The organism is Streptomyces flavochromogenes, from assembly GCF_000717595.1.
In the GTDB taxonomy this organism is placed as follows: domain Bacteria; phylum Actinomycetota; class Actinomycetes; order Streptomycetales; family Streptomycetaceae; genus Streptomyces; species Streptomyces flavochromogenes.
The window spans coordinates 164,846-176,697 of the sequence record NZ_JNZO01000004.1 but is presented as its reverse complement, the minus strand read 5'-3'; the positions used below and the strand labels follow the sequence as shown (position 1 = coordinate 176,697).

Sequence of the window (11,852 nt, the reverse complement as noted above, 5' to 3'; positions counted from 1 at the left end):
CGGTGCGAGCTACCTGGCGAACGTGAAGAACCCCGCCTGATTCCTGCCGCAGCAGACGCACGCGGGCCGCGGCACACTGCCGCGGCCCGCGGCGCGGTTCATCGTGCGTACACCTGGACTTCGGACACCCGGTCGGGCAGAGGCCGCCGGGCCGACACGGAAGGGCACCACGCTCACGCAGGACGTACAAGCCACCCTCCTGAGGAGACTTGCGTGACTCGCCCCCGTACCGCCCGGTCGCTCGTGCTCGCCGTCACCACGGCGCTCGCCGCGGCCGCCCTCGCCGTGCCCGCCCAAGCCGACGCCGATGCCCAGGGCCGCCACCGTGGTCCGGCCGGTTCGCTGCCGGTCGTGACCCCCCGCGCGGAGACGCCGGTGCTGCACGACGACGACGCGGGCGGCAACGCCGACGCGGACGACCCCGCCATCTGGCGCAACGCCGCCGCCCCCGGCCGCAGCCTCGTCATCGCGACCGCCAAGGAGGGCGGGCTCCGCGTCTACGACCTGGACGCGCGCCCGGTGCAGTCGATAGCCGCGCCTCCGGCGGACGGACCGGACGACGCCCCCGGCCGGTTCAACAACGTGGACCTCGTCCAGGGCCTCCGGCTCTCCTCGGGGCGGGCCGACCTCGCCGTCACCAGCGACCGCGGCCACGACCGGCTGCGGTTCTACCGCATCGACCGCGACCGCGCCGGCGGCCCCCTGACCGACGTCACCGATGCCGCCGCCCCGGCCGTCTTCTCACGGGACCAGGCCGAGATCAACGACCAGCGGACCGCGTACGGTCTGGCGACCTGGACGGACCCGGCGTCCGGGAAGTCCTTCGCGCTCGTCAGCCGCCGCGAGCGGACCAGCATCGCCCTGCTCGAACTGCTCCCCACCGCCGGCGGCAAGGTCACGTACCGCACGGTCCGCACCCTGGACCTCCCGGCCACGTTCCGGCTGCCGAACGGCACCTCGTGGGCCCCGTGCGGGGAGCCCGGCGAACTGCCGCAGGTCGAGGGCATGGTCGTCGATCCCGCCGACGGCACCCTGTACGCCGGCCAGGAGGACATCGGCATCTGGCGGCTGCGCGCCGACCTCACCGGCACGCCGGAGCTGCTCGACAAGGTCCGCGAGTACGGCGTCCCCGGCGTCTACGACGAGGAGACCGAGGAGTGCACGCCGGGCGCCGACCCCGGCTACGGCGGGACCAGGATCTCCTCGGACGTCGAGGGTCTGACGCTGGTCACCGAGTCCGACGGCGACGGGTACCTGCTCGCCTCCAGTCAGGGCGACAACACCTTCGCGGCCTACGACCGGGAGATCGCGGACCGCAACGAGTACGAGGGCGGCTTCCGGGTCGCGCCCGCGAACGGCGCCCTCGACGGCTCCGAGGAGTGCGACGGCGCCGCCGCCCTGAACGCTCCCCTCGGTTCGAAGTACCCGAACGGCCTCCTCGTCGTGCAGGACGGCCACGACGCCCCCGGCGACGGTGACCGCCCCGCGACCAACTTCAAGTTCGTCGACCTCGGCCCCGTCCTGGACGCCGTCGACGACTGATCCGCCTCACGTCCCTCGCCCCCACCGGCCGCCGGGGTCCGACGACCCGGCGGCCGGTCCGCCGTCACGGCGTCGCGAGGAGCGCCGCGACCGCGTGGGCCGTGGCGGGGTGCCTCGTCGTCAGGGACGACGCGGGGAGCGCCGGAACCAGGGGCGTCCAGGGATCGCCACAGCCCAGGAGGTCCGCGACGGCGTCGCAGGTGGCGCGGTGGCCGAACAGGAGTGCCGCGCCCGTCGGGCCCGTCGGCCCGTCTGCCGGGGCCCACCCGTCCGTGCGGCCCAGGAGGTCCGCGACGGCGTCGCATGTCTCCGGGTGCCGGGGCAGCAGCGCCGCTCCGCGTGGCGCGGGCACGGCCGGCGACGCCTGAGCCACCGGCTGCGCGTGCCACGGCGGGACCCAGGTGTCCAGGGCCGCGAGCCGTGCCGGGAAGATCCGGCCCGCCTCTCTGATGAGCAGCGGGGCGAGATCGGCGGCGTTCGACCGCAGGGTGGTGATGAGGGTGGGCAGCCACGGCAGCAGGACGGGGTCGGGGAGCCGTCCGAAGGCGTTCGACACGGCCTCCACGACGACGTCCGCGAGGCCCGGGACCGGTTCGAGCGCGTGCACGAAACCACTGAGGTAGCGGGGGTACGAGGGCACCACCAGGGGGTTGCCGAGGAGTTCGTCGCAGCGGCCGCGCAGCTCGCCCCGGGAGAGCGTGCCGAGCTGGACCTGCGCGGCCCACAACAGGGCTGTCTTGGCCGGGTCGTTCGGGTGGGACTGCGCGACCGCGAGCTCCAGCTGGGTCCGGTCACAGCCGAGCGAAAGGGCCAGGCTCTCCATGCTGAACAGGAAGCCCAGCATCGCCGCCACCTGCCCCACGGTCGCGTCCTCGTCCCGGAACGCCGTCGGCAGCAGCGTGCAGTAGTGCGCGTACCCGGCTCTGACGAAGGACTCGATCCACGGCGGGAGGACCGGTTCGCTGGTGCGGTAGTAGGCCAGGAGGCCGCGCACCCGGCGCAGTACCGCCGGCGCGCCGTCCACCGTGCGCTCGCCGGCGAGGACCTCCAGGGCCCGGGCACCGAGCTCGTCGGCGAGGCGTCGACCGCCGAGGTGGAGCGTCGCGTCCTCGACGGCCGCGAGGACCTCGGCCGTGGTGGCCTGCGGTCCGTACGCGGTGCGGCGCAGCCGCTGCTCCAGCACCTGCTCCAGGCTCACGCCCTCGTACCCGAGCTCGATGAGCGCGCGCTGGTGGGTGCCGAGCGACAGGTCCCAGGACTCCTGGATCGACCGCTCACCGAGCCGCCGCTCCCCCATCACCGTGCGGGCCGCGCCGGGCGGCAACAGCCGGCGCAGCATCCACAGGACGTCCGAGCAGGCACGCAGCTCCGGCCGGGACGCCATGTCGAGCAGGGCCCGGCGTACGCCGCGCTGCTGGAGGTTCAGTTCCAGGGGCGCCAGCCGGTCGTGCACATCACGGGCGAGGGGTGGCAGCGCGTCGTAGCCGACCTGGCCGACCCGGTCGCCGCCCATCATGATCTCGACGAGCCGCCGCACGTCCCGTCGGCCGGGGACCGTGTCCTTCTCGATGCAGGTGACCGCCGCGTCCTGGAAGTCGTACGGCGTCGGCTTGGCCCGGTCCCGCAGGGCCGCGAGGAGGATCGAGGTCTCGAACACGGCGATGGCGTCGGCCGTGGAGGCCAGATAGCCACTGCGGCGTGCGGCGCGCACGATGTCCACGGACCAGCCGAGCAGTTCGGCCTCGTCGAGGGTGTTCAGGACGGGTGGCTGCTGGAGGAAGCCGGTGAGCCGGTCCTCGGCCGGAGCGGAGGCGGGACCGGCCGCGAGGTCGGACGCGGGTACGGGCGTGGGCGTGGCCACCGGAGCCTTCGCCGCCGTCTTCCTCGCGCTCGGCTTCTTCGTACCGGACTGCCCCTCCAGGCGGTACGGCTTCACGCGGGTGCGCTTGAGGTTCTTGGCCCATTCCGTCGAGGCGATCGACACCGAGCCGGACGCGAGGCCGAACTGTGCCTCGATCGCCGCGTTGCTGGAGGGGATCAGCCCGTACTGCCAGGTCGTGGCGGTCCGTGGGGAGATGGCGAAGCCGCCCGTGCCGTGGACGCCGAACTCGTCCACGCGGCTGGCCGCGTGGAAGGCGCCGCACACGTACAGGCAGTCCGCGGGGTCGGTGCCGGTCGCGGCGAGATGCTCGCGCATACGGGTCCACATGTAGCGCTCGCGGTCCTCGTCGACCCGCACGCGCTCGCCCCGGCCGGGCGCGAGCCGCCGGAACAGGCTGCCGATCAGGAACATGACCTGGCGATAGGTGTCGTGGTCGCTGTCGCCGAGCGGGACCTCGACGTACTGGTGCCACCATTCGGACCAGTGCCGCACCTTGCCGTGCCGCAGCAGGTGCTCCTCCAGTTCGGCGAAGCGCGGACGGAGGTCGCCGATCTCCACCCCGACGGCCTCGCCGTGGAGGGCCGCCTCGGGCTCGGCCGTTCCCGCGGCCGTCGGCTCGGCCTCGGTGTCGGCGGTGTGGGTCGCGCCGTCGGCAGGCTGTCGGGTGTCCCATTGGAAGACGTGGTCGGAGGAGCGGTCGACGAGGACGAGTTCCACGCCGGGGGTGTCGAGGGCGTACGCGACGGCCTGGTACTCGGCGGAGGCCTCCGTGATCGGGGCGACGACCGAGAGCGGGGCCCAGTCCGGCGGGAAGCCGTCGATCTCGCTCGCGAAGGCCTGCACGGCGACGGGCAGCCGGCAGTTGCGGAGCTCGGTGAGGAGCGGGGCCATGTCCTCGCACAGCTCCAGGTACACGACCCTGGGCTGCTTCTCGCGCAGCCGTCGGGCCATGGCGAGGGCGGAGGCGGGTGAGTGGTGGCAGACGGGGAAGATCTCCAGCGGTTCTGCGACCGCCCGGTCGACATCGTCGACCATGCCGAGCAGGATGCCTTCCAGAGCGTCCTGTCCGCCGGCGAACTCGGCTGCCGCTTCGTGGAGTTGCCCCCGCAGGGCGGTGAAGGAGGCGCTTGTCGGCTTCTCGGAGGTGGTGCTCATGCCAGCTTCGCGATCGCCTCGCGGCCGCCCTCGAGGAACTCGGGCCAGGAGCCGCCCTGCTCCTTGCCGCGCGGCTCGACGACGCCGTGCAGGTACTTGTTGAGGATGGCCAGGTCCTCGGGCTCGCGGCGGGCGAGCGTACCGACCAGGGAGGCGGCGAGGGCGCGGGCCGTGAGCGCGCGCTCGCCGAAGAAGTCGCTGTGCAGGACGGCGTCCTCCAGGACGCCGATCTGCTCGGCGGTGGACAGGGCGGACTCCAGCTTCTCGTCGTCGCTCCCGGCCGCGGCCGCGGAGGCACGCAGGTCGGCGAAGCTCTGGAGGAGGACGTCGAGGAGGGTCGGCGGCACGTCCAGCTCGATCGAGTGCCGGCGAAGGAGTTCCTCGGTGCGGAAGCGGACGATCTCGGCCTCGCTCTTCTTGTTCGTGACGACCGGGATGCGGACGAAGTTGAACCGGCGCTTGAGCGCGGAGGACAGGTCGTTGACGCCGCGGTCACGGCTGTTGGCGGTGGCGATGACGGAGAAGCCCGGCTGCGCGAACACGATGTTCTCGCCACCGGCACTGTCGAGTTCGGGGACCGAGATGTACTTCTCGGAGAGGATCGAGATGAGCGCGTCCTGGACGTCGCTGGTGGAGCGGGTCAGTTCCTCGAAGCGGCCGATGGTGCCGGTCTCCATCGCGGTCATGATCGGCGAGGGGATCATCGACTCGCGGGACTGGCCCTTGGCGATGACCATCGAGACGTTCCAGGAGTACTTGATGTGGTCCTCGGTGGTGCCCGCGGTGCCCTGGACGACCTGGGTGGAGTTGCGGCTGATCGCGGCGGAGAGGAGCTCGGCGAGCCAGCTCTTGCCGGTGCCGGGGTCTCCGATCAGGAGCAGGCCCCTGTCGGAGGCGAGGGTGACGATGGAGCGCTCGACGAAGCTGCGGTCGCCGAACCACTTCTGCGTCACCTCCCGGTCCAGGCCGTCGGCCCGCTCGGAGCCGAGGATGAAGAGGCGGACCATCTTCGGGGAGAGACGCCACGAGAACGGCTTGGGGTTGTCGTCGATCGACTCGAGCCAGTCGAGTTCCTCGGCGTACTTGATCTCGGCGGGGGCGCGGAGCAGGTCGGACATGCGAGGGGCCTTTCTGGGCAGGCTCAGGTGAGGAAGGTCTTGAGTTCGTGCACGAGCTTGTTGATGTGGCCGGAGACCACCGGGGTGCCGAGCGCCTTGAAGCGCTCCCGGAACCAGGGGTTGACCTCCTGCCGTCCCGAGCTGGTCACCGAGCCGACGGGGATGAACCGCACTCCGGACCGGTGGACCGCCTCGATGCCCTCGAACAGGGGCTGTGAGCGGTCGAACTCGTAGAAGTCGGAGATCCACACCATGACGGTGTTCTTCGGCTCTGCGATCTTCGGTCTGGCCATGGCCATCGCGACCGGGCCGTCGTTGCCGCCGCCGAGGTTGGTGCGCAGGAGCACGTCGAACGGGTCGTGCACCCAGGGGGTGAGGTCGATCGCGCGGGTGTCGTACGCGATGAGGTGGACGTCCACCTTCGGCAGTCCGGCGAAGATCGAGGCGAGGATGGTGCAGTTGACCATCGAGTCGACCATGGAGCCGGACTGGTCCACGACGACGACGAGCCTCTGCGGTGTGGTCCGGCGAACGGTGTGCCGGTAGTAGAGGCGGTCGACGTAGAGCCGCTCCTCCTCCGGGCTCCAGTTGGTGAGGTTCTTCCAGATGGTGCGGTCGAGGTCGAGATTGCGGAAGACCCGCTTGGGCGGGACCGAACGGTCCAGCTCCCCGACGGTGGCCTTCTCCACCTGGGTGCGGAGTACCTGGGCGACCTCGTCGACGTAGCGCCGGATGAGGGACTTGGCATTGGCGAGCGCGATGCCCGACAGGTTTCCCTTGTCGCGCAGGAGCTGCTCGATGAGGGACATGCTGGGGGTGAGCCGGGCGGCGAGTGCGGGGTCGGCCAGTACTTCGCGCAGGTGCATCCGGCGGACGAGGTCGGCCTCGACGGCGCCGAGTTCGAGACCCGCGCCGCCGCCGTCGACGACGGCCCCGGCGCCCCGGCCGCCGCGCAGCCCGCCGGGCCGGCAGCCGAGCGAACGCTCCAGCCAGCCGGCGTCCGACTGCCAGCGGGCCAGCTGCCCGGCGGAGACCGTTCCCTGTCCGGTGGAGAAGACGTTGAGCAGCAGCTTCGACGCGAGGGCGGCGCGCCGCACCTCGGCGGCCCGGTCGCGGGCGCCGTCCGGATCGGGCTCCGGGGTCATCAACCCGTCGAACTCGTCCGCCAGTTCCGGATGGCGCTGGACGACGGAGTCGACGGAGGCACCCGGGTCGAGCAACGCGGACGGCAGGCCGATGTCCTCGACGACGGCGAGGCTCGCCGCTTCCAGGGCGGCCTGCTCCTCGGGGTCGAAGAGCCGGGCGAGGAGCCGCCAGTAGAGGACCTGTCGACGGTTGTCGTCGGGGTCGGGGGTGGCGGGGGAGGACACGGCCGGGGAGGGGCCGGCAGGGGAAGGGCCGGCCGACGACGGGTCGGTCGACGGGAGATCCGCGGACGACGAATCGGCCGACGGGAGGTCCGTGGGCGGAAGGCCGGCCGGTGAGAGGCCGGCGGAAGGGGCGTCGGAGTCGCTCATGCGCGCAGCAGCTTCCCGGCTCGTTCGCGCAGCACGGCGACGGAGTCCGTGGCCGCCTTCTCCGCCCTGACACCCACCTTGTCGGTGGTGCCGCCGGCCCACGCGCCGGCGTGGACGGCGACGGCCTTCTTCCGGACGGTCGTCTCGACGGCCAGCGGCTGGAGGACGAACTCCCCCGCGTCCCACCGGAGCAGCCCCAGGCACGCACCGGACGCGGCGACCGCCTCCGGGGTGAGCGGACCGGCGGTCGGGATGCGGTCGGTGTCGACGGCCAGCCGGTGCCCGGCGAGCGCGAACGACAGCCGGCCGCCGTCCTCGTCCTCCACCGTGTACCCCTCCAGGAGGACGGGGACGGCGATCCGCGCCGGGTGGCGGTCCAGCGGCGCGGTCACCGGGTCGGTGGCCGTGGAGAGGATGATCCGGGCCGTGCCGAACGGCTCGACGGGCTCTCCCGTACGCGCCTGTGCGTCGTCCCAGAGGAGGTCGCCCTCCTCCGTGACCGGCATGCCGTCGAGCTCCATGGTGCGACACTCCCCCGCGGCGGCGAGCAACGACATCCGCGGCCGGAGCAGCTGCCACAGGCCGGCGCCCACGACCGTGTCCGGCTTGGGCGCGGAGACGGCCGCCTGGACCAGACGCGGCTCCGTGCCGTCGGCGGGTTCGAACACCGCGTGGACCTGCGCCTGTACGGCTGTCGCGTGTTCCTGTACGTCCACGCCGAGCGGCAGCAGACGGCCGGTCGCGGTGGAGAGCGCCTGGGTCCGGACGGCGCCCGGCAGGGTGAGGAGCATGGCACGCGTCCACAGGTCGGCCCAGCGGCGGACCGGGACACGGTCCAGGGTGGCACCGGGGCAGGAGGCCGCGAGTTCGGCGGCGAAACCGTCCAGGAGCGTGGCCTGCCGGCGCAGCCGCGGGTCCGGCAGCATCGCGGAGACGACGGGCGCGGCGCCGGCGACCAGATCGTGGTCGATGCCCTGCCAGCCCGCTCGGGCGAGGTCGCACAGCCAGGCACGTGCGGCGGCGAGCACATTGGCGCCGGGTTCGTCCGCTGCGGCGTCCGGGGTGTTCCGTTCGGCGCGCCGCCGGCCGGTGATGTCCGCGACGCGTTCGGTCAGGGCGTCGTGGACGGAGCCCATGAGGGCGGTGCGGGCGGCGGCGAGCGCCACCAGGTGGTCCTCGCCCGCGGCACCGGCGGCGGCCTTGTCGGCCGCCTCGGCGACCAGCGCGGCCAGCGGCGTTCCGGCGACGGCGGTGGCGAGTGCCGTCAGACCCGCGGCCTGGTCGGGCCGGGGGCGGAGCAGCCCGGAGACGAGTACCCGGTCGAACGCGTCGACGGCGGACAGTGCCTCGTCGAGCCCGTCGACGGGATCGGTGAACAGGTCCGTACGCATCAGGCGACCGTCCTCGTCGGCGGGAACCACTGCATCTCGGGCAACGGCGCGGTGGTCGGCTCCAGTTCCAGATAGGCGAGGTGCCGCAGGAAGCGGCTGAACACCGGCGCCGCCGCCGAGGTGTCGCCCTGCTCGGGCCGCGTGGCGGTCATCAGCGCGACGAGCATGTGCGCGTCGGGCACGGTGTCCGACGTGTCGCCCGTGTCGGCCTTCAGGTAGCGGGCGACGCGTTCGGCGCCGTACTGCAGGACGGCCTCGCCGACGAGCGCCCGGATGTGGTTGCAGAAGCCGCCCCGAGCGCCGCCGCAGGGACGGTTGTTGTTCGTGCTGCAGGCGAACGCGTACGTCCCGGTCGCGAGGGAGGACACGTACACGCGTCCTGCGTCGGACCCGCTGGACACGACTCCCTGCAACCGTCCGTCGGCCAGTTCGACGAACGGCACCTTGGCGAGTTTCCGCGGTCGCGCGGGCGGTACCACCCGCGCCGTACTCGACAGCTCCCAGACCGGCAACGTACCTCTCCCATGCACGTCAGAGGGAATGTTCTCGCCGTCGCGGCGGAACAGGAACGAACTTATCCCCGGCCACTGACAACGCCCGTGGACCGTGCCCCGAAGTGCCTCCCGGAGGCCCGGAACCGCCTCCGCGCGCAGCGCGACGGCCGGTCGCCTCCGGCCTCTCCGTGACATGGAGAGCCCGGAGGCGACCGGCCGTCGGGTGCTCCGCCGAGTGGCGCTGCCCTCGGTGGTCGCGCGTGTCCTCGCAGGGGTTCGCCAGGACGTGGGCGGCGCCCGGGATGCCGACCTCCAGGAGGGCGTCCTCCTCGGGGGTCGTCCGCTCGCCCGTCTCCTGCCTGAGGACCGCGCGCGACATGGCCTGCACCCACATGGCCCGGGGCCTGCGGCGGGCCTCCCAGGCTCCAGGGCCGCCGGCACCGTGGCCTCCGTGTCCAGGGACCCGGCGAGGACGAGGGCGTCCTCGACGGCCATGGCCGCGCCCTGGGCGAGGTGCGGGGTGGAGGCGTGGGCCGCGTCACCGGCCAGGACCACCCGGCCCACGCGCCAGGGCTCCTCGACGCCCACCTGGGAGATGCGGGAGTAGACCACGGCCGAGGGTCGGTGACGGCGGAGAGCGCCTCGGCGACGGGGCCGGAGAACATGCCGAGGCGCTTCGCGAGCTCCTCGTGCGCGTGCTCCGGGTCGGGCCGGAAGTCCTCGGGCCTCGGCGAACACGGCGCCCGGATACATCAGTTCGTCCGCGATCGGGGGGTGAGCAGCGCCTTCGCCTCCTTGCCCGCGGTGGACATCACCACGCTCCGGACGTCGGCGGGGCGGGGCAGGGTGACCCGCCAGTTGGCGAAGCCGGTACGCGGGCGCGTACCGATCGCCGTAGAGCCGGGTACGGAGCGGTGAACCGGTCCCGTCGAAGCCGACCACCAGGTCCCAGCGGCCGGTGGAACCGTCGGAGAGCGTCACGCCGACGCCCGTGCCGTCGCCGTCGAGTTCGGTGGTCGTCACGCCGGAACGCACCTTCGTGCCGGCGGCGACGGCGGCGTCTCCGAGTACCTCGGCGAGCGCGGGCCGACCGAACGTCTCATGCTCCGCTCGTGGAGGGATTCCGACCGCGAGCCGTGAGCCGCCACGAACGCCGACCCCGACGTCCGGAAACACCTGGGGGACTGCTCACGCGGGAGCAGAGCGACGCCGTGCCGTCCGCCATGCGTGCCGACTTCCACGAGCGAGGCTTCAGGTGTCGCTCGAAGCACGCGAGACCGGTGAGTTCATCGGCCGCGCCGGCTTGGACGTGGTGGGCCCGGACATGCCGTTCGCGGGGGTGGACGTCGGGTGACGGCTGACCCGTTCGACGTGGGGGCGCGGTTTCCGGCGAGATCTGGACGAAGATGGCCGCATGGTGATGCGTGTCGTGTCCGATGCGGTGAACGCCGAGCTGGCGAATCTGTGCCACACGTTCCGTGAGCTGAACAGTGGGCACCTCGCCACGTACATTCCGCCTCTCGCGCAGGCGGATCCCGCGGACTTCGGCCTCGCGCTGGCGAGTGCGGACGGCCATCGCTACCAGGCCGGCGAGGCGGACAGGCTCTTCACGATCCAGTCGGTGTCCAAGCCGTTCGTCCTCGCGCTCGCGCTGAGCGAACTCGGCGCGGCCGAGGTCTTCCGCCGTGTGGGGGCCGAGCCGAGCGGTGAGCCGTTCAATGCGATCAGTCTGGACCCGGAGTCGGGCCGACCGGCGAACCCCATGATCAACGCAGGGGCCATCGCGACCACGGCCCTGGTGCCGGCCGCGGGCGCGGAGCGGCGGTTCTCGCGCATCCTGGAGACGCTGGGCCGCTTCGCCGGGCGGGCCCTGGACGTCGACGAGGAGGTCTACCGCGCCGAAGCCGCCACGGGCGACCGGAACATCGCCCTCGCGCACCTGATGCGCGCGGCAGGATCCCTCACCGGTGACCCGTCCGACGCACTGGACGTCTACTTCAGGCAGTGCGCGATCCGGGTCGATGCCGTCGACCTGGCGGTGATGGCCGCGACGCTCGCGAACGGCGGCGTCAACCCCGTCACCGGCGAGAGGGTCGTCCCGGAGCCGGTGACGGTTCAGGTCCTGGCCGTCATGGCGACGTGCGGGATGTACGACGGCTCGGGCGACTGGCTGCTCCGCGTGGGACTTCCCGCGAAGAGCGGCGTCTCCGGGGGCCTGGTGGCCATCAGTCCGGGGCGATCCGGACTCGGCTCCTACAGCCCGCTGCTGGACGCCGCCGGGAACCCCGTCCGCGCGGTCGCGGCGCTGGCTGCGCTGTCGCAGGAACTCGGGCTCCATCTGATGCGCAGGCCTCCCCCCGGCCCCCCTTCGGTCGTCGAGCCCGGCGCGGGCGACGGCCCCGGTGGGGCCGCGTGGTGCCGGGCCGAGGGCGAGACGTCGCCCGGTGATCTGCCCACCTGGGTCGCGGCGCGGGGAGAACTCGACTTCACAGCCGCCGAACGACTGGCCTACGCCCTGGCGGAGCGCCTGACCGAGGTCGACCACGGACCCGCCGTCGTCGACCTCGTGCAGGTCACCGCCGTCGACGCGGCCGCGGAACGGCTCATCGGCGGAGTCCTTGAACGCCTCACGGCCATGGGGCACCGCATCGGCTTCGTGGGCGACGCCGCAGCGCCCTTCCGCAGCCGCGGAGTCGTGCTCGGCTCGCGGTCCGCCGCCGTCGAGTGGTCGCGGCTGCCCTCGTGAGCCGTAC

The 11,852-nt window shown here is 72.8% G+C and carries 7 protein-coding genes and 1 pseudogene; 2 read left to right on the top strand and 6 right to left on the bottom strand.

Translation table 11 applies throughout. The features are described from left to right. The first annotated feature begins 213 nt into the window (after positions 1–213). A complete protein-coding gene (locus tag IF00_RS0105920; protein ID WP_030314970.1) occupies positions 214–1,542 on the top strand; it encodes a phytase in 1,329 nt (442 codons plus the stop codon). Between the two features lie 64 nt (positions 1,543–1,606). Here the strand turns inward: IF00_RS0105920 and IF00_RS0105915 are convergent, their stop codons facing one another. The 6 genes and pseudogenes from IF00_RS0105915 to IF00_RS47775 form a co-directional block, all read right to left on the bottom strand. After that, the gene (locus tag IF00_RS0105915) at positions 1,607–4,579 is read right to left on the bottom strand and encodes a DUF5682 family protein (RefSeq protein ID WP_030314968.1); all 2,973 of its coding nucleotides are present in this window, start codon (positions 4,577–4,579) and stop codon (positions 1,607–1,609) included. After that, positions 4,576–5,697 carry an ATP-binding protein gene (locus tag IF00_RS0105910; protein WP_030314967.1) on the bottom strand — a complete coding sequence of 374 codons (1,122 nt, stop codon included), beginning with the start codon at positions 5,695–5,697 and terminating at the stop codon, positions 4,576–4,578. Before IF00_RS0105910 ends, IF00_RS0105915 begins: the two co-directional genes overlap by 4 nt. Positions 5,698–5,720: 23 nt before the next feature. Next, the gene (locus tag IF00_RS0105905) at positions 5,721–7,067 is read right to left on the bottom strand and encodes a VWA domain-containing protein (RefSeq protein WP_030314965.1); all 1,347 of its coding nucleotides are present in this window, start codon (positions 7,065–7,067) and stop codon (positions 5,721–5,723) included. A 143-nt stretch (positions 7,068–7,210) separates the two neighbouring features. Further along, entirely contained in the window at positions 7,211–8,605 is a 1,395-nt protein-coding gene (locus IF00_RS0105900) for a hypothetical protein (RefSeq protein ID WP_037637626.1), read from the bottom strand. Continuing rightward, complete coding sequence (locus tag IF00_RS0105895; protein WP_063740630.1) at positions 8,605–9,117, bottom strand: hypothetical protein; 513 nt, start codon at positions 9,115–9,117, stop codon at positions 8,605–8,607. The genes IF00_RS0105900 and IF00_RS0105895 overlap by 1 nt, the downstream gene beginning before the upstream one ends. A 253-nt stretch (positions 9,118–9,370) precedes the next feature. After that, positions 9,371–10,188 (bottom strand): annotated as a pseudogene (locus IF00_RS47775) (FAD-dependent monooxygenase); the annotation flags it as partial. A 325-nt stretch (positions 10,189–10,513) separates the two neighbouring features. Between IF00_RS47775 and glsA the strand changes: the two are divergent. After that, positions 10,514–11,845, top strand: coding sequence for a glutaminase A (gene glsA / locus IF00_RS0105875; RefSeq protein WP_051819873.1), 1,332 nt, complete (start codon positions 10,514–10,516; stop codon positions 11,843–11,845). Positions 11,846–11,852 lie beyond the last annotated feature (7 nt).

Bases quoted from the DNA above. Each gene is read 5' to 3' on its own strand.
- IF00_RS0105915 (WP_030314968.1), bottom strand. From the start codon at position 4,579: ATGAGCACCACCTCCGAGAAGCCGACAAGCGCCTCCTTCACCGCCCTG.
- IF00_RS0105910 (WP_030314967.1), bottom strand. From the start codon at position 5,697: ATGTCCGACCTGCTCCGCGCCCCCGCCGAGATCAAGTACGCCGAGGAA.
- IF00_RS0105900 (WP_037637626.1), bottom strand. From the start codon at position 8,605: ATGCGTACGGACCTGTTCACCGATCCCGTCGACGGGCTCGACGAGGCA.
- glsA (WP_051819873.1), top strand. From the start codon at position 10,514: ATGGTGATGCGTGTCGTGTCCGATGCGGTGAACGCCGAGCTGGCGAAT.